Origin of the sequence: Methylobacterium sp. C1, assembly GCF_001854385.1 — a bacterium.
In the GTDB taxonomy this organism is placed as follows: Bacteria; Pseudomonadota; Alphaproteobacteria; order Rhizobiales; family Beijerinckiaceae; genus Methylobacterium; species Methylobacterium radiotolerans.
On sequence record NZ_CP017640.1, the window covers coordinates 5,088,168 to 5,109,044 of the forward strand.

The window sequence follows — 20,877 nt, forward strand, 5'->3', positions numbered from 1 at the left end:
CCCGGAGTGCCGGCCTACGGCGCCTTCAGCACCGCCCGGCAGGCGGCGGGCAGCGCCGCCATGGTCATGGCGGGCTTGGGCTTCGGCGGCGTCTTCGGGGGCTTCGGGTGGAGCACCGCGTCCGAGAACCAGTAGCTGAGGTCGTCGCAGCCGTCGCCCGGCGGCGGCGCGCCCTGCGGCTGGCAATCCTCCTGGCCGGCCGGGCAGGCGAGCCGGATATGGTAGTGGTAATTGTGCCCGTACATCGGGCGCACCTTGGACATCCAGCGGCTGCCCGCGGCGTCGCGGCAGAGGGCCTTCTTGATCGCCGCGTTGACGAAGATGCGCTCCACCTCCGGCTGCTCGGCGGTGATCTTGATCAGCTGCAGGTGCGTCGGCGTCCAGACTTCGGGATCGATGTCGAGGCGGTCGCGGCGGACCATGTCGGTCGCCGAGGTCTCCTCGCGCTCCGCCCGGCTCATGCGGTGGTCGGGCATCGGCGTCAGCCAGACGTCGGCGTCGATGCCGATCTGGTGCGAGGCGTGGCCGGTGATCATCGGGCCGCCCCGGGGCTGGGCCATGTCGCCCACGAGCAGGCCGGGCCAGCCGACCCGGGCGGCCTTCTGCGACAGCCGCTCGATGAAGTCGATGAGGTAGGGGGTGCCCCACATCCGGTTGCGGGACGGGCGCATGACCTGCCAGTTCGGCCCGTCCATCGGCAGCGCCTCGCCGCCGGAGAAGCAGCCCTTGGCGTAGAAGCCGTAGATGTGGGCCGGCCCTCCGGCCGGCCTGGTGACGCGCCCGAACAGGGCCTTGGCGGGCGTCGAGGGCGCGTCCGGATGCTCCAGGGGCGGCAGCGGCTTCGGGTTGATGCTGCCGCGATCCTGGGCCTGCGCGGCGGCGGGCAGGAGCAGGGCGGCGAGCGCGAGGCTCTGGGCGAAACGCGGCATCGGCATGCGGGGGCTGTTCGTCCGGCTGGAGAGGGCGGGCGCGGGCGCCCGCCGGAACGTGGCCCAGGGGCGGGGCGTTTTTCGGGCAGACGGCGCGCGCCGCGCGGAAACGGTCGGGAGGCGACGATGGCGGTCACGGGGACGGGCACGGGGACGGGCACGGCGAGCGGTCAGCCCGGCACGGCGAATCCCGCCGACAGGGCACCCCGCCGCCTGATCGCCAGCGATCGGGTCATCGGGACGGATGTCCGCCGGTCCGACGGGACCCGGGTCGGCCGGATCGAGCGGCTGATGCTCGACAAGGTCTCCGGCCGGGTCGCCTACGCGGTGATGAGCTTCGGCGGGTTCCTGGGCCTCGGCGAGGATTTCTACACGCTGCCCTGGTCGGTGCTCCGGTTCGAGCCGCAGCAGGACGCCTACGTGGTCGACATCACCGAGGAGCAGCTGCGCGCCGCCCCGGCCCGCACCCCCGAGGGCACCGATCCGGCCGCGGACGGCGCCTGGGAGGAGCAGATCCACCGCTACTACGACGCGGCGCCCTACTGGGGGATCTAGGCGACGCCGGGCGTCGCCTGCTCGGAGCGGAACTCAGCGGACATGGCGGGTCACCGGCCCGCACCAGCCGGGCAGGTAGTCGGCGTCCTTGGATTTGGCGAGCGACATCGCCCGCTCCAGGGCGGAGGAGAAGTCGTTCTCGATCCGCTTCTCCTTGATGTTCCGCCGCAGGAAGTCGGCCCAGAGGAACTCGCTGAACGGCGTCGTGTCCTTCGCGAAGCCGCCGGCCCGGCGCAGCTCGCCGGCGAGGCTGCGGTAGGGGTCGTCCACCAGGGCGTCGACCGATTTCGGGATGTCGCCGAAGTGCCGGCGCACGCCGTCGGCGTCGTAGGGATGGGTCCAGGACTTGTGGTCGCAGACCGTCCAGAACGCATCCTTGTCGAGGTAGTGCAGGTCGGCCACCACGGTGACGAGCACGCTCTCGACGCCCTCCTCGTGCAGGGCGCGGGACAGGTGGTGGTGGTCGATGATGTAGTGGCGCTTCTTCGGACCCAGCAGGGTCGGGATCATGTGGGCGCCGAGGAATTCCTTCTTCTTCTCGCCGTCGTACTCCCGCCAGCGCCGCCGCTTCTCCGCCACTTCCCGATAGCCCACCGTCATCTGCGTCGGGCGCAGCTCCGCGATCGGGACGGGCTTGAGCAGCGGCTCTCGGTTGGCCATGAGGTCTCCTTCCTGCGTGGATTTGCCACGCGCTCGTCACAACCTATCCAGGATCGGAGGAGCGGCCAGGGCGCGCGGCGCTCACGTTTCCGGCATCGCGCGGACGGCCTCCAGCACGAACACGCGGATCGCCGAGGACAGGTTCTGCCCGTCGCGGCCGGCGTCGATGTGCCCGATGAGGGCCTGGACCGACTGGCCCCGCGCCTCCGCGATCGCCCGCAGGGCCGCCCAGAACGGGTCCTCCAGCGACACGCTGGTGCGGTGGCCGGCGATCATCACGGAGCGCTTGGTGATGCCGGCGCTCATGCGGGATCGGCCGCGCGTCCCGTCCCCGCGCGCGGAACGAGGCGGTCCAGGACGGCGCGACGCCTCTCAGCCCCGCGAGACGGGATCGCTCCGCCCCGCGCGCGACGACGCCGGCCGGGGAGCGACAGGATCATTCCGCGGTATCGGGCTCGGAGGCGCCCCGCTCGAGGCGGTGGCCCTCGTGGCGCTCGGTCTCCAGGGCCTTGCGGCGCTGCTGGAGCGTCTTCGCCTTCTTGGGCTGCCCGAAGGCGATCCGGTTGGACTCGGCCTTCGTGTCGGCCTCGGCCCGGGCCTTCGCCTTGCGGACCTGACGCAGGTTGATGATCTCGGCCATGGACCGCCTCCCGGTGTCCCGCGGCCGGCGCGGGCGGACCGCGCCGGCGAGTCTCGGAAGAATCAGTCGGCGCTCGGCGCCAGCATGGTCTCCGGCCGGACCACGCGCGCGAACTCCTCCTCGGTGACGTAGCCGAGGCGCAGGGCCTCCTCCTTGAGGGTGGTGCCGTTCTTGTGCGCGGTCTTGGCGATCTCGGCGGCCTTGTCGTAGCCGATCGAGGGCGCGAGGGCGGTCACCAGCATGAGCGAGCGGCTCATCAGGTCGGCGATCTTGTCCTCGTTGGCCTTGATGCCGACGACGCAATTGTCGGTGAAGCTCACCGCCGCGTCGGCGAGCAGCCGCACCGACTGCAGCACCGCGTTGGCGATCACCGGCTTGAACACGTTGAGCTCGAAATTGCCCTGGGAGCCGGCGAAGCTCACCGTGGTGCCGTTGCCGATCACCTGGGCGCAGACCATCGTCAGGGCCTCGCACTGGGTCGGGTTGACCTTGCCGGGCATGATCGAGGAGCCGGGCTCGTTCTCGGGCAGCGACAGCTCGCCGAGGCCGGAGCGCGGCCCCGAGCCGAGGAAGCGGATGTCCTGGGCGATCTTGAACAGGCCGGCGGCGAGCGCCGACAGGGCGCCCTGCGTGAAGACGAGGGCGTCGTGGGTGGCGAGCGCCTCGAACTTGTTCTCGGCCGAGGTGAAGGGCAGGCCGGTCAGCTCGGCGACCTTGGCGGCGAAGCGCTCGGCGAATTCCGGGTGGGCGTTGAGGCCGGTGCCGACCGCGGTCCCGCCTTGGGCGAGGGCCAGCACGCCCGGCAGGGTCGCGGCGACCCGCGAGCCGCCGAGCGCGACCTGCGCGACGTAGCCGGAGAATTCCTGGCCGAGGGAGACCGGGGTCGCATCCTGCAGATGGGTGCGGCCGATCTTGACGATCGACTCGAATTCCTTGGCCTTGGCGTCGAGCGCCCCGTGCAGGTGGGAGAGCGCCGGCAGCAGGCGCCCCTGGATCTCGCGGGCCACCGCGATGTGCATGGCGGTGGGGAAGGTGTCGTTCGAGGACTGGCCGCGGTTGCAATGGTCGTTCGGGTGGACCGGCGACTTGCCGCCGCGCTGGCCGCCGAGCCGCTCGTTGGCGAGGCTCGCGATCACCTCGTTGGCGTTCATGTTCGACTGGGTGCCCGAGCCGGTCTGATAGATGACGAGCGGGAACTCGTCGTCGTAGCGGCCCTCCACGACCTCGGCGGCCGAGGCCGCGATGGCGTCGGCGAGCTTCGGGTCGAGGGCGCCGAGATCCTTGTTCACCAGGGCGGCGGCCTGCTTCACCACACCGAGGGCGTGGACGAGCGGCGCCGGCATCCGGTCGGTGCCGATCTTGAAGTTCTGGATCGAGCGCTGCGTCTGCGCGCCCCAGTAGCGATGCGCCGGGACCTCGATCGGACCGAAGGTGTCGGACTCGGTGCGGGTGGCGGTCTCGGTGGGCGACATCGTGGCCTCTACGTCTGGTGCAGTGCGGTGCCTACTTAAATGAGGTGCGGGTGAATCGCGATGCCGGTTTTCCCGGCGCGCCAACAAGGGCGGGGCTCTGTTCCCGCCCGACGTGAAGCCGAACTGGGAGCCGATGAGCGCCACGATCGACCTGCCCGAGCCCGCCACCCGGTTCCGCCCGGCCGTGCCGCCTCCGCTGAAGGAGCCGCTCGGCCTGTTCGAATTCCTGCGGGCGGCGCGGAAGAATCCGATCACCACCTGGATGGACGCGCATTTCAAGCTGCCGGTCGTGGCGGCCGAGGGCGCGATGGGCCGGATCACCCTGGTGAGCGACCCGGCGCTGATCCGCCACCTGCTGATCGAGAACGCCGACGGCTACCGCAAGGACGACCTGCAGCGCCGGGTCCTGGCCCCGGGGCTCGGCAACGGCCTGCTGAGCGCCGAGGGCGACGAGTGGCGGCTCCAGCGCCGGACGCTCGCGCCGATCTTCAACGCCCGCACGGTCCAGGGCTTCTCCGACGCGATGAACGCCGCCGGGGCGCGGCTCGGCCGCCGCCTCGTCCGCCGCGACGGCAAGCCGGTCGACGTCGCCCTGGAGATGACCCGGGTCACCCTCGACGTGCTGGAGCGGACGATCTTCACGCAGGGGCTGCCGAGCGATCCCGACGCGCTGGGCCGCGCCATCACGCGCTTCCTCGAGGCCGTCGGGCCGATCGACCCCCTCGACGTGTTCGGCGTGCCCGACTTCGTGCCGCGGATCGGCCGCCTGCGGGCGCGCCCGGCGGGCCGCTTCTTCGCCGAGGTGGTCGACGAACTCATCGCCCGGCGCAAGGCGCTGATGGCGCGGGGCGAGGCGCCCCGGGACCTGCTGACGCTGCTGCTCGCCGCGCAGGATCCCGAGACCGGCAACGGGCTCACGGACCTCGCCGTGAAGGCCAACATCGTCACCTTCATCGCCGCCGGCCACGAGACCACGGCCAATTCCCTGACCTGGGCGCTCTACTGCCTGTCGCAGGATCCCGCCGCGCAGGCGCGGGTCGAGGCCGAAATCGACGCCGCCGGCCCGGGGGACTTCGCCGTCGAGCGCCTGCCCTTCACCCGGGCGGTGATGGAGGAGGCGATGCGGCTGTTCCCGCCGGTCCCGTTCCTCAGCCGGCAGGCGATCCGGGACGACCGGCTCGGCCGGATCAAGGTGCCGCGGGGCTCGCTGGTGATGGTGGCGCCCTGGGTGCTCCACCGCCACCGGCTGCTCTGGGAGGACCCGGAGGCCTTCGTGCCGGAGCGGTTCCTGCCGGGGAATCGGGACGCGATCCCGCGCTTCGCCTACCTGCCGTTCGGGGCGGGGCCGCGGGTCTGCATCGGCCAGAGCTTCTCGATCCAGGAGGCGGTGATCCTGCTGGCGCACGTGGTCCGGGCGGTGCGCTTCCGGCTGCCGGCCGATCACCCGCCGGTCACGCCGCTCCACCGGGTGACGCTCCGGCCGGAGCACGGCCTGCTCATGGAGGCGACGGCGCGGGGCTAGGGCCCGGCGCGCTTCGAGCCTGCGCGCTTCGAGCCTGCGCGCTACGGTCGTAGATCCGCGCGGCGACGAGCGAGCTTCCGAGGCCCGGCGCCAACATGGCCACCGCCATGGCCGGGATCTGGAGAGCGGAGGCCGTGGCATGTCGCGTGTCCTCCGCCCGCAGGAACTGACGAAGCGCGATCTGGCCGATCAGGAGGAGGAGGGGGCTGACAGCGGGCAAGCTCATCCGCTGCTCGTCAGCACATCCGTCGGGTGCTGAACCAGCGGCGCGATGCAGGCCGTCCCGCGTGTCGGACTCGCCGTGGCGGTGAAGAACGACGCGGTGAGCGTCTCGCCCGCGTCGAAGCGCTCGGCGCGATGGTTTCCGCGCGCGCGCCGACAGTGTCGGCTGCGCGACCGTGTCGTCCACCGCCCGAACGCCCCGGCCGTCGAGTCGGCCAGGGGCGGTCTCAGCTCTTCTTGCGGAACGCGTCCAGGCTCACGACCTCGGCACTGCCCTCCTCGCCCTCCTTCTTGGCGGCGGGGCCGGGGGCCTTGTCGTCGGCCTTGCCGGCGGCCTTCTCGCCCTGGGCGGCGGGCGCGGGAAGCCCCTTCGGCGCGCTCGCGCCGATCGTGGCGAGCCCGGCGCTCTTGGGCCGCACCTCGCCGGGTTCCGAGCCGGCGCCGCGGGGACCGGGCTTGGCCGGGGCGGCGTTCGCCTCCTCGGGGGTCTCGCCGGCCTCGCTGAGGTCGAACTTCAGGCCGAACTGGACCGAGGGGTCGAAGAAGCCCGACAGGGCGTCGAACGGCACCAGCAGGCGCTCCGGCACGCCCGAGAAGGACAGGCCGACCTCGAAGGCGTGCTCGGTGACGTTGAGGTCCCAGAACTGGTGCTGCAGGACGATCGTCATGTCCTGCGGGTACTTCTCGCGCAGGGCCTGCGACATCCGCACGCCGGGCGCTTCCGTCCGGAACGAGACGTAGAAATGGTGCTCGCCCATCAGCCCCTCACGGGCCGCGTCGGTCAGCACCTTGCGCACCACGCCGCGCAGGGCGTCCTGTACCAGGAGGTCGTAGCGGATCAGGTCGTCTGCCATCTGCGGTCGCGCTCTAGCCCGGTCTGCCCGGCGCCCCGCCGCGGATGGCCGGACCGAGGACTTGAAGTGGAGGCTTCTGTTGCCAGGTGCCTCCGAACCCCGCCTATGCGGTGCTACCCGCTAGGACTTGAGATCGGTTTTGGGGACCGCTTACGCGGCCACCGCCACCGGAGCAAAGTTGTCGTTGGCAACTATTGCAAAGGCCCGATAACGGCGGAACCATGCCGAGCGAAAGTCCAACCTTTACGCCCTCGTCGATCCTATGTCGCCCCCGCCGAAGCCCAGGCTCCGAGCACGCGCCTTGCGGCAGCATGTCCTGGGCTCGGGTGGAGGCGCCGGGTACCGCCCCCGGGTCCGATAGGTTTATTGCGAAGAACGTTTATCGCCATAGCCGGCCTCGCGACCGGCTCCCAAGATATAGAGGGGATCGGTCCGGTTTTGAAGCCCGATCGTGTCGCGCCGCTGTCTCATTTGGAGCCTCAGGGCGAGGCTGTTGCCGGAAGTGCGCAGTCGCGCGCCGCCGCCCCCGAGGCGCGGGGCCCCCTCGAGCGCGTCTGGGCCGCGACGTGGCGGCTCGGCGCCCTGGTCGCCCTCGTGGTCGTCTATCTGGGCGCGGCGAGCCTGCTGTCGCTGGCCACGGTGCGCGTCGGTTTCGACCTGTGGAGCGGGATCGACCCGTTCCTGCCCCCCGAGCGGCGCCCGTTCCTGGGCGCGGTGGAGCTCGCCCACCGGGCCTTCGCGGTCGACGCCCTGCGCCAGGTCTTCCTCGCCGCCCTGGTGCTCGGCGGCGCGTGGTGGCGTGACCGGGCCGGCTGGCGGCGTCGCCTCGCCCTCGACCGCGAGCGGCCGAACGGGATGCGGCCGGTCGCCCTGCTGGGCCTCCTGCTGATCTGGCCGGTGCTGCACATCGCCTGGGTCACCGGCACGGCGGAGCTGTTCGGCGCGAGCTTCGGCCAGCACGTGCGGCTGTCGCCGTTCATGAGCCAGGCCGCCGTCGCGGCCTGGCTGGCCTATCTCGCGATCCTGGCGCCCGTGGCCGAGGAGCTGCTGCTGCGCGGCGAGGCCTTCGCCCGCGCCAGCGCCGCGGTGGGGCCGGCAGGCGCGATCCTGGTCACGGCGCTCATCTTCGCCGCCGCCCACATCTCGTCCTGGGGGCTCGCCCGGCCGGTCTCGCTGCTGCCGCTCGCCCTGGCGCTGGGCTGGCTGCGCTGGCGCACCGGCCGGCTCTGGCCCGGCATCGCCCTGCACGGATGGTCGAACCTCGCCCTGGTGACCTACCTGCTCTGGCCGGCGTGAGGGCGTGTCCGAGGGGCGCCGGCCGGACGCCGCCCGCGGACAGGCTCCCGGCGCGACGGCGGTGGACATATCGCGGCGGCGCGCTTGCCCGGCGGCGCGCCGGCGCGCAGGAATGGGCGATGGACGCATATCACGACCTGCTCCGGCGCATCCTCGACGCGGGCGTCGCCAAGGACGACCGCACCGGGACCGGCACGCTCTCGGTGTTCGGCCACCAGATGCGCTTCGACCTGTCGGCGGGCTTCCCGCTGGTCACCACGAAGCGGCTGCACCTGCGCTCGATCATCCACGAGCTGCTCTGGTTCCTGGCCGGCGACACCAACGTCGCGGCGTTGCGGGCGAACGGCGTGACGATCTGGGACGAGTGGGCCGACGCGAACGGCGACCTCGGCCCGGTCTACGGCCGGCAGTGGCGCTCCTGGGAGAGGCCCGGGGGCGGCACGGTCGACCAGATCGCCTGGGTGCTCGACGAGATCCGGCGCAACCCCGATTCCCGCCGCCTGATCGTCTCGGCCTGGAACCCGGCCGACCTCGACCGGATGGCGCTCGCCCCCTGCCACTGCCTGTTCCAGTTCTACGTCAGCGAGGGGCGGCTCTCCTGCCAGCTCTACCAGCGCTCGGCGGACGCCTTCCTGGGCGTGCCCTTCAATATCGCGAGCTACGCCCTCCTGACCCACATGATCGCCCAGGTGACCGGCCTCGGGGTCGGCGCCTTCGTCCACACCTTCGGCGACGCCCACCTCTACCGGAACCACCTGGAGCAGACCCGCACCCTGCTGGGCCGGTCCCCGCGCCCGCTGCCGCAGCTGCGGCTCAACCCGGAGGTCCGCGACCTCTTCGCCTTCCGGTTCGAGGACATCGCCATCGAGAACTACGACCCGCACCCCGCCATCGCGGCCCCGGTGGCGGTATGAGCGCGACCGTCGCCCCGCTCGTCTCCCTGGTCGCCGCCGTCGCCCGCAACGGCGTGATCGGCCGCGACAACGGGCTCGCCTGGCATCTCTCCAGCGACCTCAAGCGCTTCAAGGCCCTGACCATGGGCAAGCCGATGCTGATGGGCCGGCGCACCTGGGATTCGATCGGCCGGCCCCTGCCGGGGCGCCGCACCCTGGTGCTCACCCGGGATACGGGCTTCCGCGCCGAGGGCGTCGAGACCGTCCACGACTGGGACTCCGCGCTGGCCGCCGCCGGGGCGGAGCTGATGGTGGTCGGCGGTGCCGAGATCTACGCGCTCGCGCTCCCGCACGCCGACCGGCTCCATCTCACCGAGGTCGAGGCCGAGCCCGCCGGCGACGTGCGATTCCCCGCCTTCGACCGCGCCCGCTTCCGGGAGACGTTCCGCGAGGCGCACCCCGCGGGCCCGCGGGACGAGCACGCCTTCGCCTTCGTCGACTGGGAGCGCGCACGCTGAGGCGCGCCGCCGCATTTGCGTTCCGCGCCGCGCATGCCCACCTGCCAGCCTTGACAGCACGGGGCGTGCGCCCGCAGGTGCCTGTCGGGTGCGCGCGCTCACGCCGGGCCTGCACATCCTGCGGGAAGATGCGCGTGCGGGCTCTCGTGGCCTCCAACCGGGCGCGGTCGCGGTGCGATCGGTCCGGAGGGTCGGGACTAGGCGGGCGAGCGTGGCCGTTCAGGCAGGGGGCGCCGGCCGGGATATGGGCCGGGCGCGGACAGGCAGGAGACGACGGCTAGGATGCCTTGGAGCAATCAGAGCGGCGGCGGGGGCCCGTGGGGCCGGCCCGGCGGCAACGGCGGCGGTCCCTGGGGCGGTGGCGGTGGCGGCGGCAAGACGCCGCCGAACCTCGAGGACCTGCTCCGGCGCGGGCAGGACCGCCTGCGCGGCCTGATCCCGGGCGGCGGCGGCTCGGGCGGCGGCTACGGCGGCGGCGGCTCGACCGGCGTCGGCGGCGGCCGCAGCGCGGCGGTCATCGCCGTCCTGGCCATCGCCATCTGGCTCGCCACCGGTTTCTACACCGTCTACCCGCGCCAGGTCGGCATCGAGACGATCTTCGGCCGCTATGTCGGCACCAAGGGCGAGGGCCTGCGCTACAACTTCCCCTATCCGATCGGCGGCGTGGTGAAGCCGGATGTCGGCTCCCAGAACTCGATCCAGATCGGCTTCCGCGCCGGCCCGAACGGCCAGGGCCGCACCCGCGACGTGCCGGACGAGAGCCTGATGCTCACCGGTGACGAGAACATCGTCGATCTCGACTTCGAGGTGCAGTGGCGCGTCAACCCGCTGAAGGCTTCCGACTTCGTGTTCAACCTCCAGAACCCGGAGGGCACCATCAAGGCGATCTCCGAGAGCGCGATGCGCGAGGTGATCGGCCGCCGCAACATCCAGGCGATCCTCACCAATGAGCAGTCGAGCATCGCCCAGGAGGTGAAGGAGATGGTCCAGAAGGCGCTCGACGAGTACGGCGCCGGCGTGCGCATCGAGGTGGTGCAGCTCGTCTCGGTCAACCCGCCGCCGGAGGTGCGCCCCGCCTTCATCGACGTGAACGCGGCCCAGCAGGACGCCGACACGGCGCAGAACGAGGCCAAGACCTACGCCAGCCGCGAAGTGCCGCAGGCCCGCGGTAAGGCGTCCCAGATCGTCCAGCAGGCCGAGGCCTACCGGACGAAGGCGACCGCCGACGCCACCGGTCAGGCCGCGCGCTTCAGCGAGGTCTATGCCTCCTACAAGGCCGCCCCGGCGATCAGCCGCGAGCGGATCTTCCTGGAGACGATGGAGAAGGTCCTGGGCTCCGTGAACAAGGTGATCATCGACCAGAACGGGACGCAGCCCGGCGGCGCGACCGCGGCCGGCGTGCTGCCGGTGCTGCCGCTCTCCGAGTTCGGCGCCCGCGCCCAGACCCAGACGGGAGCCGCCCGATGAAGCAGGCTCTCCGCACCGGCCTGATCGTGGTCGCGGCGATCGTCGCGATCGGCCTCTACGCCTCGATCTTCACCGTCGGCCAGATGCAGCAGGCGCTCGTCCTGCAGTTCGGCCGCGTCCGCGCCGTCCTCAACGCCACCGGCGAGGACAAGCCCGGCCTCTACTTCAAGATCCCGTTCATGGAGAACGTGGTCATCTTCGACAAGCGCGTCCTCGACCTCGACCTGCCGGTGCAGACGGTGCTCACCGCCGACCGCCAGAACCTGGAGGTGGACGCCTTCGCCCGCTACCGGATCGTCGATCCGCTGCGCTTCTACCAGGCGGTGGGCAATATCGCGCTGGCCAACCAGCGGCTCGCGAGCTTCACCAATTCCGGCCTGCGCAACGTGCTCGCCCGCTCGACCCGCGACGCGATCGTGAAGACCGATCGCGGGCAGCTGATGCACCAGATCCAGGAGGACGTGAACCGGCAGGCCAAGGCGCTCGGCATCGAGATCGTCGACCTGCGCATGACCCGCGTCGACCTGCCCGCGCAGAACTCGGCCGCCGTCTACCGGCGGATGAAGACCGAGCGCGAGCGCGAGGCCGCCGACATCCGCGCCAACGGCGACCAGATCGCCGCCACGATCCGCGCCAAGGCCGACCGCGAGGTCACGGTGATCCTCGCCGAGGCGACGCAGAAGTCCGAGCAGCTGCGCGGACAGGGTGACGCGGACAAGAACCGCATCCTCGCCGACGCGTTCGGCAAGGACGCGGACTTCTTCAGCTTCTACCGCTCGATGCAGGCCTACGAGAGCGGGCTGAAGGGATCCGACACCCGCCTGGTGATCAGCCCGAACACGGACTTCTTCCGCTTCTTCAGCGATCCGCAGGGCCGGGCACCCGCCCCGGCAGCCCGCGGACCGCGCGGACCGGCCGATCCGAGCGCCACCACCGGGTCGACGACCGGCTCCACGGCCGGGACGGCGCGCTGAGGGAGCCCGTTGGCGCCCCGGCGCCCGGGGATTACCGTGCAGGACAACCCGCGGGCGATCGACCGTCGGTCGAGGCCCGCGGGACCGGAAACGCGTTCTTGAAGAGGTCGACCATGCACCCCGTCGCGAGCGCCCCCGAGGCGCTGTTCGGCCGCGCCCCGGCGCAGCCCCGCTCCCGCGCCCGCGCGCTGATGGCCTCGATCCTGATCGGCGCCTCCGTCAGCGTCTCCGTGGCCGCGGCCGCCCTGCCGGTCCCGGCCTTCGCCAAGGGGCCGGCCTCCCTCGCCGACCTCGCCGAGCAGGTCACCGACGCGGTGGTGAACATCTCCGCGTCCACCACGGTCGAGGCCCGGGCCGGCCGCGCCGGGCCGCAGGTGCCCCCGGGCACCCCGTTCGAGGACCTGTTCGAGGAGTTCTTCAACCGGCGCGGCGGCCGCGGCGGCGGTGGCGGCGACAGCGACGGGCCGCGCCAGCAGCGCAAGTCGAACTCGCTGGGCTCCGGCTTCATCATCGATTCCGCCGGCCTCGTGGTGACGAACAACCACGTCATCGGCGACGCCAACGACATCCAGGTCATCCTGCACGACGGCACCAAGCTGAAGGCCGAGATCGTCGGCAAGGATTCGAAGATCGACCTCGCGGTCCTGCGGGTGAAGCCCCCGGCCGACCGCACGCTGAAGGCGGTGCCGTTCGGCGATTCCGACAAGATGCGGCCGGGCGACTGGGTCATCGCCATCGGCAACCCGTTCGGGCTCGGCGGCTCGGTCTCGGCCGGCATCGTCTCGGCGCGGGGCCGGAACATCGAGTCAGGCCCCTACGACAACTACATCCAGACGGACGCGGCCATCAACAAGGGCAATTCCGGCGGCCCGCTGTTCAACATGGACGGCGAGGTGATCGGCATCAACACGGCGATCCTGTCGCCGACCGGCGGCTCCGTGGGCATCGGCTTCGCGGTTCCCTCGGGCACGGCCAAGCCCGTGATCGACCAGCTGCGCGACTTCGGCGAGGTCCGCCGCGGCTGGCTCGGCGTGCGCATCCAGAACGTCGACGACACCACCGCCGAGGCGCTCAACCTCAAGGGCGGCGCGCGGGGCGCCCTGGTGGCCGGCGTCGACGAGAAGGGACCGGCCAAGACCGCCGGGATCGAGGTCGGCGACGTGATCCTGAAGTTCAACGGCGCGCCGGTGAAGGCCTCGGGCGACCTGCCGCGCATCGTCGCCTCGACCCCGGTCGGCCAGAAGGTCGACGTGGTCGTCATGCGCAAGGGCGAGGAGGTGACGAAGCCCGTCACCCTCGGCCGCCTGGAGGACAGCGACAAGCCGCAGCTCGCCAACCTGCGCCAGCCGGAGCCCGAGAGCGCGACCCGGCAGGCGCTCGGCCTCAACCTCTCCGGCATGACCGACGAGCTGCGCAAGAAGTACTCCATCAAGGACACCGTGAAGGGCGTGGTCGTCACCCGCGTCGACCCGAACTCGACCGCCGCCGACAAGCGGATCCAGCCCGGCGAGGTGATCGTCGAGGTCGGCCAGGAGGCGGTGAGCACCCCCGCGGAGGTGACCAAGCGGATCGACGCCCTGAAGAAGGACGGGCGCAAGTCGGTGCTGCTGCTGGTGGCGGGCGCCACCGGCGACGTGCGCTTCGTGGCGGTCGGCCTCGACTGAGCCGCCTCATCCGCGTTGCCGAGGGCCGTCGCTCCGCGGGGAGAGGCGGCCCTCGCGCGTTCAGGGGGCCCCACATTGACGCTGCGCCGCGGCACGGCACACTGGGGCAGCGAGTCGGTGCGGCTCGGGCGAGTTCGGACCCATGACGGCCGTCGCGTTCGACACCCTGAAGTTCGCCCGCGCCCTGCGGGAGAAGGCGAAGCTGTCGCCCGAGCAGGCGGAGGGCCTGGCTGACGGGCCGGTGGACGTCTTCGACGGGAATCTGGCGACGAAGGCCGATATCTACGAGCTGCGAGCCGATGTTCAGATAGTCCGTGGTGACATCGAGGCCCTGAAAATCCAGAGCCGTGCCGACACCGAAGCGCTTCGGCTCGCCACCCAGGGGGATATCGAAAGCCTTCGCATGACGACCGAGGCCGACAGCGACAATCTTCGGCTCTCCACGACGGCTGGCCTCGAAGGCCTACGTATGGAGATCAAAGCAGGGCTGGACGGTCTGCGCCTCGAAACGAAGGCCGACATCGAGGCCGTGAAGGGCGCGATCGCCTCCGCGAAGGTCGAGACGGTGCGCTGGCTCGTCGGCGCGCTCGGCTTTCAGACGCTCGCCGTGCTGAGCGCGGTCACCGCCCTGACCCGCACCCTGCACTGAGCCTCACCCCACGAACTCCGCCGCGGCGTAGCCCTGCAGGTACAGGAGCGCGGTGAGGTCGCCGTGCTCGACCCGGACCCGCGCCGCGGCCGCGACCGCGGGCTTCGCCCGGAACGCCACCCCGAGGCCGGCCTCGCCCAGCATGTCGAGGTCGTTGGCGCCGTCGCCGACCGCGAGGGTCTCGGCGGCGCCGAGGCCCAGATCTCCGCGCAGCGCGATCAGCGTCGCGCGCTTCTCGGCCTTCCCGACGATCGGGTCCTCGACGCGGCCGGTGAGCCGCCCGTCCGCCACGCCCAGCACGTTGGACCGGTGCTCGTCGAAGCCGATCATGGCGGCGATCGGGCCGGTGAACAGCGTGAAGCCCCCGGAGACCAGGCAGGTATGGGCGCCGTGCGCCCGCATCGTCCGCACCAGCGTGCGGCCGCCCGGGGTCAGGGTCAGGTGCTCGGCGATCAGCCCGTCGACGGCGCCGACCGGGATGTCCTTCAGCAGCGCGACGCGCTCGCGCAGGGCCGGCTCGAAGGCGATCTCGCCCCGCATCGCCCGCTCGGTGATCGCCGCCACGCGGTCCTTGAGGCCGAGCGTCCCGGCGAGCTCGTCGATGCATTCCTGCTCGATCATGGTGGAGTCCATGTCGGCCAGGAACAGGCGCTTGCGCCGGTGCGCGTCGGCGGGCAGCACCGCGAGGTCGATCGGCTCGCCGGCGAGCGCCGTCCGCAGCCTGTCGGTGAGGGACGCCGCGGCCGCGGGCTCGCCCGGCACCAGCAGCTCGGCCGCCACCTCCCCGTGCAGGATCCGCGGCTGGTGCTCCGTCCGCAGCACGGCGCGCGTCTCGGCCAGCACCGCGTCGGTGATGGACGGCCGATCCGGGTTTGCTATCAGGACCGCGACCAGCATCGTGGAGTTTCGCCTTGCCGCCAGACCGGGAGGAAGCCGGGCGGCGCCCGGCCGCGATCCTCATCGCAGGGCCCACCGCCTCGGGCAAGTCGGCGCTGGCCGCCCGGCTGGCGGAGCGTCACGGCGGCGTGGTGATCAACACCGATTCCATGCAGGTCTACGCGGACCTGCGCCGCCTGACCGCCCGGCCCGACCCGGACGAGGAGGCGCGGGTGCCCCACCGGCTCTACGGCCACGTCGACGGCGCGGTGAACTACTCCGCGGGGCACTTCTCCCGCGACGCGGCGGCGCTGCTGGCGACGCTCGGCGGGCGCCTGCCGGTCTTCGTCGGCGGCACCGGCCTGTACTTCCGGGCGCTGGAGCAGGGCTTCTCGGAGCTGCCGCCGGTTCCCGACACCGTGCGCGCGCGGGTGCGGGACGCGGCCGAGGGCCGCCCGACCGAGGCGCTGCACGCCGACCTCGCCCGGCACGATCCCGCGGGGGCCGCCCGGCTGCGGCCGAGCGACCGGATGCGGGTGATGCGCGCCCTGGAGATCTTTCTCGCGACGGGCCGACCGATCGCCAGCTTCTACGGCGATCCCGTTCCCGGCCCGCTGGCCGGGCGGGACCTCCGAAGAATCTTCCTGGCGCCCGACCGCGCGGCGCTGCGGGAGCGGATCGACGCCCGCTTCCGGACCATGATCGCCGAGGGGGCCCTGGACGAGGTCGCCCGCCTGCGTGCGCGACGGCTCGACCCGATGCTGCCGGTGATGCGCGCCCACGGCGTGCCGGGCCTGATCGCCCATCTCGACGGGGCGCTCAGCCTCGACGAGGCGATCGCGCGCGGGCAGGCGGATACGCGCGCCTACGCCAAGCGCCAGTTCACGTGGTTCCGCCACCAGATGGGGGAGGCGTGGCGCTGGGTGGATCCGGAGGGGGCGACGGTCGAAGACCTGCTCTGACGCGATCGTCCCCTCCGCCGGGCGAAGGAGGCTCGCCCGGCGCCGCGATCGGCCCGCGCCGCTCTCCCGCACGGGGGCGGGAGCCCGTCGCGTCTCACCCTGGCCTCGAGGTCCAGGAGAACGGCCGGAGGTGTCAGCGCTCCAGCCGCGCCACGAGGCTCGACGTGTCCCAGCGGTTGCCGCCCATCGCCTGCACCTCGGCGTAGAACTGGTCGACGAGGGCCGAGACCGGCAGCTTGGCGCCGTTGCGGCGGGCCTCGTCCAGCAGGATGCCCAGGTCCTTGCGCATCCAGTCGACCGCGAAGCCGAAGTCGAACTTGCCCTGGTTCATCGTCTTGCCGCGGTTCTCCATCTGCCAGGAGCCGGCGGCCCCCTTGGAGATCACGTCGAGCACCGCCTCGACGTCGAGGCCGGCCCGCTTGGCGAAGTGGACGCCCTCCGACAGGCCCTGGACGAGGCCGGCGATGCAGATCTGGTTGACCATCTTGGTGAGCTGGCCGGCCCCGGCCGGGCCCATCAGCCGGCAGGCCCGCGCGAAGGACCCGATCGCGCCCTCGACCTTGGCGTAGGTCGCCGCGTCGCCGCCGCACATCACGGTGAGCACGCCGTTCTCGGCGCCCGCCTGACCGCCGGAGACCGGGGCGTCGATGAAGCCGAGCCCCTTGGCCTCGGCCGCCGCGGCGAGCTCCCGGGCGACCTCGGCCGAGGCGGTGGTGTGGTCGACGAACACCGCGCCGGGCTTCATGCCGGCGAGCGCCCCGTCGTCGCCCAGCACGACGCTGCGCAGATCGTCGTCGTTGCCCACGCAGGCGAACACGATCTCGGCGCCCTCGGCGGCCTGCCGGGGCGTGGGCGCGAAGGCGCCGCCGTAGGTCTTCACCCAGGCCTCGGCCTTCGGGGTGGTGCGGTTGTAGACGGTGACGTCGTGGCCACCCTTCTTGGCGAGGTGTCCGGCCATCGGGCCGCCCATCACGCCGAGACCCAGGAATGCGACCTTCGCCATTGTCGTGCGCTCCTCGCGGGCCCGGACCGCGCCGGCGCCCTTCCTTCTCCGACGGCGGGCGGCCCCGGAGCGCGGCGGCCGGGCCGTGAAGGGGGCGGGGCCGTGCCGGGGACCCGATGTGACAGATTGGGCGTCGTGCCGCCGCCGACGCTGCATCACAGCTCGGATCGCTTGCGTCAACGGCGGACCAATAGGATAACCCGCCCGTGTAGCCCGGGACCACGAAGTCCCAGCCGGAGCCCCCCGCGTGGCCCCGCGCGCGAGGCGGTCGGTCAGGGAGTGGGACATGGGTTCGGCGATCGGCAGGCACGGGCCCTGGGCCCTCGTGGGGGCGCTCGGCGCCGCGGCGCTGGCGATCGTGGCGAGCGAGCGCGGCGAGACGATCAACGCCCTCTGGATCGTGGTCGCGGCGGTCTGCGTCTACCTCATCGCCTACCGCTACTATTCCCAGTTCATCGCCGACAAGGTGATGCGGCTCGACCCGAAGCGCGCGACCCCCGCGGTGCGCCACAACGACGGGCTCGACTACGTGCCCACCAACCGCGGCGTCCTGTTCGGCCACCACTTCGCGGCGATCGCGGGCGCGGGCCCGCTGGTCGGCCCGGTGCTCGCCGCCCAGATGGGCTACCTGCCCGGCATGCTGTGGATCCTGGCCGGCGTGGTCCTCGCCGGCGCCGTGCAGGACTTCATGGTCCTGTTCGTGTCGATGCGCCGGGACGGCCGGTCGCTCGGCGAGCTGATCCGGGCCGAGCTCGGCACCGTGCCGGGCATCATCGCCCTGTTCGGCACCTTCCTGATCATGGTGATCCTGCTCGCCGTGCTGGCGCTGATCGTCGTCAAGGCGCTCGCCGAGAGCCCCTGGGGCACCTTCACGGTGATGTCGACGATCCCGATCGCCATGCTGATGGGCGTCTATTCCCGCTACATCCGGCCGGGCAAGATCGGCGAGGTCTCGATCCTCGGCTTCGTCCTGCTGATGCTGGCGATCGTGGCCGGCGGCTCCGTGGCGTCGAGCCCGGTCTGGGGCCCGGCCTTCACCTTCACGGGGCCGCAGCTCTGCTGGATGCTGATCGGCTACGGCTTCGTGGCGTCGATCCTGCCGGTCTGGCTGCTCCTCGCCCCGCGCGACTACCTGTCGACCTTCCTCAAGATCGGCACCATCGTGGGCCTCGCGCTCGGCATCGCCTTCGTGGCGCCGCACATGCAGATGCCGGCGGTCACCAAGTTCGTGGACGGCACCGGCCCGGTCTGGGCGGGCAGCCTGTTCCCGTTCCTGTTCATCACCATCGCGTGCGGCGCGGTCTCGGGCTTCCACGCCCTGATCTCGTCGGGCACCACCCCGAAGCTGATCGCCAGCGAGGCCGATGCCCGCTTCATCGGCTACGGCGGCATGCTGATGGAATCGTTCGTGGCGATCATGGCGCTGGTGTCGGCCTGCGTGATCGACCCGGGCGTCTACTTCACCATGAACTCGCCCGCGGCCCTGATCGGCACGACGCCCGAGACCGCGGCCGCCGCCGTGACCAAGCTCGGCTTCGCCACGACGCCGGAGGTGATCACCCAGACCGCCGCCGACGTCGGCGAGCACACGATCATCTCGCGGGCCGGCGGCGCGCCGACCCTCGCGGTCGGCATGGCCCACATCATCTCGTCGGCCATCGGCGGCAAGGCGATGATGGCCTTCTGGTACCACTTCGCGATCCTGTTCGAGGCCCTGTTCATCCTCACGGCCGTGGACGCGGGCACCCGCGCCTGCCGGTTCATGGTGCAGGATCTCGTCGCGCTCGCGATCCCGTCGTTCAAGAACACCACGTCGTGGGGGCCGAGCATCGCGGCGACCGCCATCTCGGTCGGCGCCTGGGGCTACTTCCTCTACCAGGGCGTGACCGACCCGCTCGGCGGCATCAACACCCTGTGGCCGCTCTTCGGCATCTCGAACCAGATGCTGGCCGCGGTGGCGCTGACCCTCTGCACGGTGGTGATCTTCAAGATGAAGCGCGAGCGCTACGCGTTCGTGACCATCATCCCGACCGCGTGGCTGTGCATCTGCACCCTCACGGCCGGCTGGCAGAAGATCTTCTCGGCCGACCCGAAGATCGGCTTCCTGGCCCACGCCCAGCGCTACGCGGCCGCCGCCGCGGAGGGCAAGGTCCTGGCCCCGGCCAAGAACGCCGACCAGATGAGCCAGATCATCCTCAACGACCGCATCGACGCGGTGCTGGCGGCCCTGTTCATCGGCCTCGTCGTCGCCATCGCGGGCTTCGGCATCGCCGCCTGCCTGAAGGCGTGGCGCGCGGATCGCTGGACCGCGCTGGAGACCGAGCCGCACATGGTCGCGGCGGAGTAGGAGGTCCCATGCTGCCGTCGTCGAACCTGCGGGACCGGATCCGGACGCTGTCCAAGTGCGTCTGCGACGGCGCCCGGCTGATGGTCGGGCAGGGGGACTACGCGGCCTATGCCGAGCATGTCCGCCGCACCCATCCCGATCGGGCGCCGATGACCGAGGTGGAGTTCTTCCGCAACCGGGAGAACGCCCGCTTCGGGGTCGGCAACACCGCGGGGTTCCGCTGCTGCTGAGCGGCGGCCGGTGAGCCTGGTCGTCTCCGCCCGCAGGGACGGCGGCGCGTCTTCGCGGCGGACCGAGTCCCGCTCGCTGCGCGGACCCGATCCGGCCCGGCCGGCGTTCTCCACGCCGGGGGGCCGCGGGCCCTCGCCGGATGCGGAGGGCCGATGACCGACGACAGCGCGCAGGACGCGAAGGAACCCCGGGCCGTCAACACCACCCATGCCTGGGAGCGGGCCTACTGGGCGCGCCGGTTCATGGTCCCGGTGGAGCAGGTCGAGGCCGCCGTGGCGGCGGTCGGCGACGATCCGGCCCGCGTGGCCGCCCATCTCGGACGGGACTGGCCGGGCCACGAGCCCGCCACCTGAAGCTGGACCCCGGCCCCCGCGCGAGGACTAGTCCTCCGCGATCCCGGGCATAAGCTCGGCCGCATCTTGACTCGGCCGCCACAATATCCGCCATCTCAGGCCCGACGGGAGGTCGGCATGAGCATTTTCCAGGACGCCATCCTTCGGTTCGGCCGCACGATCATGTCGTACGCGGGCGACGCGGTCTTCCTGCAGGCCGCGGTCTCGTCCGCCGCCAACGTCATCGTGGCGGACGGGGACGTGGGCGAGGAGGAGATCGAGTCGGCGATCAGCGGCATCCGCGCCAACCCGATCCTCGAGAAGTCCTACGACACGCTGCGCGTCGAGCAGGAGCTCTACGAGGCGATCGCCCGTGCCAAGACCCGGGCCGGCCGGCTGGAGAACCTGCGCCATATCGGCGCCATCGCGGAGCGGCCGATCGAGCAGCGCCAGGACGTGTTCCTGATCGGCGCGGACGTGGCCGATATCGACGGCATCAGCGAGGTCGAGCACAGGGCGCTCGACGAGATCGCCGGGGCGCTGCAGGTCGACAAGTCCGCCCTGCTGCGCTGATCCCGCCGCCTCGGGGACGGTGCGCGCGGATCCCTCTCCGGCCCCGCGCCCTCATTCCGAGGTGCCGGAGCGCGGCGGAGGCCGCGACGGGACCCGCCTGCGAGGACCGCTGACGCGTGCGCCCCTGGGTGCGGGGGCGACGAGGTATGACGGGCCGCGATCACAACCCTGCGGCGACGCGGCCCGTCCTTTGCCTATCCGGACGTGATAGCGAAACATTCCGGTTCTAGCCGGTGAG

22 protein-coding genes and 1 other RNA gene are annotated in these 20,877 nt (G+C 71.9%); 14 read left to right on the forward strand and 9 right to left on the reverse strand.

Annotated features, from left to right (window positions below; translation table 11 throughout):
• Window positions 1-14: 14 nt before the first annotated feature.
• A complete protein-coding gene (gene mepA / locus BKE41_RS23560; protein ID WP_012321435.1) occupies window positions 15-935 on the reverse strand; it encodes a penicillin-insensitive murein endopeptidase in 921 nt (306 codons plus the stop codon).
• A gap of 120 nt (window positions 936-1,055) precedes the next feature.
• Between mepA and BKE41_RS23565 the strand changes: the two genes are divergently transcribed.
• On the forward strand, window positions 1,056-1,484 hold the full coding sequence (locus BKE41_RS23565) for a PRC-barrel domain-containing protein (RefSeq protein WP_245295831.1): 429 nt from the start codon (window positions 1,056-1,058) through the stop codon (window positions 1,482-1,484).
• A gap of 33 nt (window positions 1,485-1,517) precedes the next feature.
• On the opposite strand, the gene BKE41_RS23570 is transcribed toward BKE41_RS23565, so the two are convergent.
• The 4 genes from BKE41_RS23570 to fumC all read right to left on the reverse strand — a co-directional run bounded on the left by BKE41_RS23570 (window position 1,518) and on the right by fumC (window position 4,256).
• On the reverse strand, window positions 1,518-2,144 hold the full coding sequence (locus BKE41_RS23570) for a ParB-like protein (RefSeq protein WP_012321437.1): 627 nt from the start codon (window positions 2,142-2,144) through the stop codon (window positions 1,518-1,520).
• An 81-nt stretch (window positions 2,145-2,225) separates the two neighbouring features.
• Window positions 2,226-2,450: a ribbon-helix-helix domain-containing protein gene (locus BKE41_RS23575; RefSeq protein WP_012321438.1), complete on the reverse strand. Its 225-nt coding sequence runs from the start codon at window positions 2,448-2,450 to the stop codon at window positions 2,226-2,228.
• A 130-nt stretch (window positions 2,451-2,580) separates the two neighbouring features.
• Window positions 2,581-2,784, reverse strand: coding sequence for a DUF4169 family protein (locus BKE41_RS23580; RefSeq protein ID WP_012321439.1), 204 nt, complete (start codon window positions 2,782-2,784; stop codon window positions 2,581-2,583).
• Window positions 2,785-2,846: 62 nt separating this feature from the next.
• Window positions 2,847-4,256 carry a class II fumarate hydratase gene (gene fumC / locus BKE41_RS23585; protein WP_012321440.1) on the reverse strand — a complete coding sequence of 470 codons (1,410 nt, stop codon included), beginning with the start codon at window positions 4,254-4,256 and terminating at the stop codon, window positions 2,847-2,849.
• Between the two features lie 133 nt (window positions 4,257-4,389).
• Between fumC and BKE41_RS23590 the strand changes: the two genes are divergently transcribed.
• On the forward strand, window positions 4,390-5,778 hold the full coding sequence (locus BKE41_RS23590) for a cytochrome P450 (RefSeq protein ID WP_071000171.1): 1,389 nt from the start codon (window positions 4,390-4,392) through the stop codon (window positions 5,776-5,778).
• A gap of 449 nt (window positions 5,779-6,227) precedes the next feature.
• Here BKE41_RS23590 and BKE41_RS23600 read toward each other — a convergent pair whose 3' ends face one another.
• The gene (locus BKE41_RS23600; RefSeq protein WP_071000173.1) at window positions 6,228-6,854 is read right to left on the reverse strand and encodes an SspB family protein; all 627 of its coding nucleotides are present in this window, start codon (window positions 6,852-6,854) and stop codon (window positions 6,228-6,230) included.
• Between the two features lie 65 nt (window positions 6,855-6,919).
• Window positions 6,920-7,301: a transfer-messenger RNA gene (gene ssrA / locus BKE41_RS23605) on the reverse strand.
• On the opposite strand from ssrA, the gene BKE41_RS23610 reads away from it, so the two are divergent.
• From BKE41_RS23610 to BKE41_RS23640, 7 genes are all read left to right on the forward strand, one after another.
• Window positions 7,293-8,150 carry a type II CAAX endopeptidase family protein gene (locus BKE41_RS23610; RefSeq protein WP_053621366.1) on the forward strand — a complete coding sequence of 286 codons (858 nt, stop codon included), beginning with the start codon at window positions 7,293-7,295 and terminating at the stop codon, window positions 8,148-8,150. The two genes, ssrA and BKE41_RS23610, sit on opposite strands and share 9 nt — an antisense overlap.
• Before the next feature lie 119 nt (window positions 8,151-8,269).
• The gene (locus BKE41_RS23615) at window positions 8,270-9,064 is read left to right on the forward strand and encodes a thymidylate synthase (RefSeq protein WP_043074623.1); all 795 of its coding nucleotides are present in this window, start codon (window positions 8,270-8,272) and stop codon (window positions 9,062-9,064) included.
• A complete protein-coding gene (locus BKE41_RS23620) occupies window positions 9,061-9,561 on the forward strand; it encodes a dihydrofolate reductase (protein ID WP_012321445.1) in 501 nt (166 codons plus the stop codon). The genes BKE41_RS23615 and BKE41_RS23620 overlap by 4 nt, the downstream gene beginning before the upstream one ends.
• Window positions 9,562-9,843: 282 nt before the next feature.
• Window positions 9,844-11,028 carry an FtsH protease activity modulator HflK gene (hflK, locus tag BKE41_RS23625; protein ID WP_059408908.1) on the forward strand — a complete coding sequence of 395 codons (1,185 nt, stop codon included), beginning with the start codon at window positions 9,844-9,846 and terminating at the stop codon, window positions 11,026-11,028.
• Entirely contained in the window at window positions 11,025-12,002 is a 978-nt protein-coding gene (locus tag BKE41_RS23630; protein WP_012321447.1) for a protease modulator HflC, read from the forward strand. The genes hflK and BKE41_RS23630 overlap by 4 nt, the downstream gene beginning before the upstream one ends.
• Window positions 12,003-12,115: 113 nt before the next feature.
• The gene (locus tag BKE41_RS23635) at window positions 12,116-13,666 is read left to right on the forward strand and encodes a DegQ family serine endoprotease (protein WP_012321448.1); all 1,551 of its coding nucleotides are present in this window, start codon (window positions 12,116-12,118) and stop codon (window positions 13,664-13,666) included.
• 142 nt (window positions 13,667-13,808) lie between these two features.
• The gene (locus tag BKE41_RS23640) at window positions 13,809-14,315 is read left to right on the forward strand and encodes a DUF1640 domain-containing protein (RefSeq protein WP_071000174.1); all 507 of its coding nucleotides are present in this window, start codon (window positions 13,809-13,811) and stop codon (window positions 14,313-14,315) included.
• Window positions 14,316-14,318: 3 nt separating this feature from the next.
• On the opposite strand, the gene serB is transcribed toward BKE41_RS23640, so the two are convergent.
• Complete coding sequence (gene serB / locus BKE41_RS23645; protein ID WP_071000175.1) at window positions 14,319-15,212, reverse strand: phosphoserine phosphatase SerB; 894 nt, start codon at window positions 15,210-15,212, stop codon at window positions 14,319-14,321.
• A gap of 14 nt (window positions 15,213-15,226) precedes the next feature.
• Here serB and miaA point away from each other — a divergent pair, with 14 nt between their 5' ends.
• A complete protein-coding gene (miaA, locus tag BKE41_RS23650; RefSeq protein ID WP_071000176.1) occupies window positions 15,227-16,153 on the forward strand; it encodes a tRNA (adenosine(37)-N6)-dimethylallyltransferase MiaA in 927 nt (308 codons plus the stop codon).
• 133 nt (window positions 16,154-16,286) lie between these two features.
• Here the strand turns inward: miaA and BKE41_RS23655 are convergent, their stop codons facing one another.
• Window positions 16,287-17,156 carry an NAD(P)-dependent oxidoreductase gene (locus BKE41_RS23655; protein WP_024828742.1) on the reverse strand — a complete coding sequence of 290 codons (870 nt, stop codon included), beginning with the start codon at window positions 17,154-17,156 and terminating at the stop codon, window positions 16,287-16,289.
• A 286-nt stretch (window positions 17,157-17,442) separates the two neighbouring features.
• On the opposite strand from BKE41_RS23655, the gene BKE41_RS23660 reads away from it, so the two are divergent.
• From BKE41_RS23660 to BKE41_RS23675, 4 genes are all read left to right on the forward strand, one after another.
• Window positions 17,443-19,503, forward strand: a complete 2,061-nt coding sequence (locus BKE41_RS23660) for a carbon starvation CstA family protein (RefSeq protein WP_012321453.1) — start codon at window positions 17,443-17,445, stop codon at window positions 19,501-19,503.
• An 8-nt stretch (window positions 19,504-19,511) separates the two neighbouring features.
• A complete protein-coding gene (locus BKE41_RS23665; protein WP_012321454.1) occupies window positions 19,512-19,733 on the forward strand; it encodes a YbdD/YjiX family protein in 222 nt (73 codons plus the stop codon).
• A gap of 153 nt (window positions 19,734-19,886) precedes the next feature.
• Window positions 19,887-20,087, forward strand: coding sequence for a DUF3606 domain-containing protein (locus BKE41_RS23670; protein ID WP_012321455.1), 201 nt, complete (start codon window positions 19,887-19,889; stop codon window positions 20,085-20,087).
• A 117-nt stretch (window positions 20,088-20,204) separates the two neighbouring features.
• Complete coding sequence (locus BKE41_RS23675) at window positions 20,205-20,639, forward strand: tellurite resistance TerB family protein (RefSeq protein WP_012321456.1); 435 nt, start codon at window positions 20,205-20,207, stop codon at window positions 20,637-20,639.
• The last annotated feature ends 238 nt before the right edge of the window (window positions 20,640-20,877 follow it).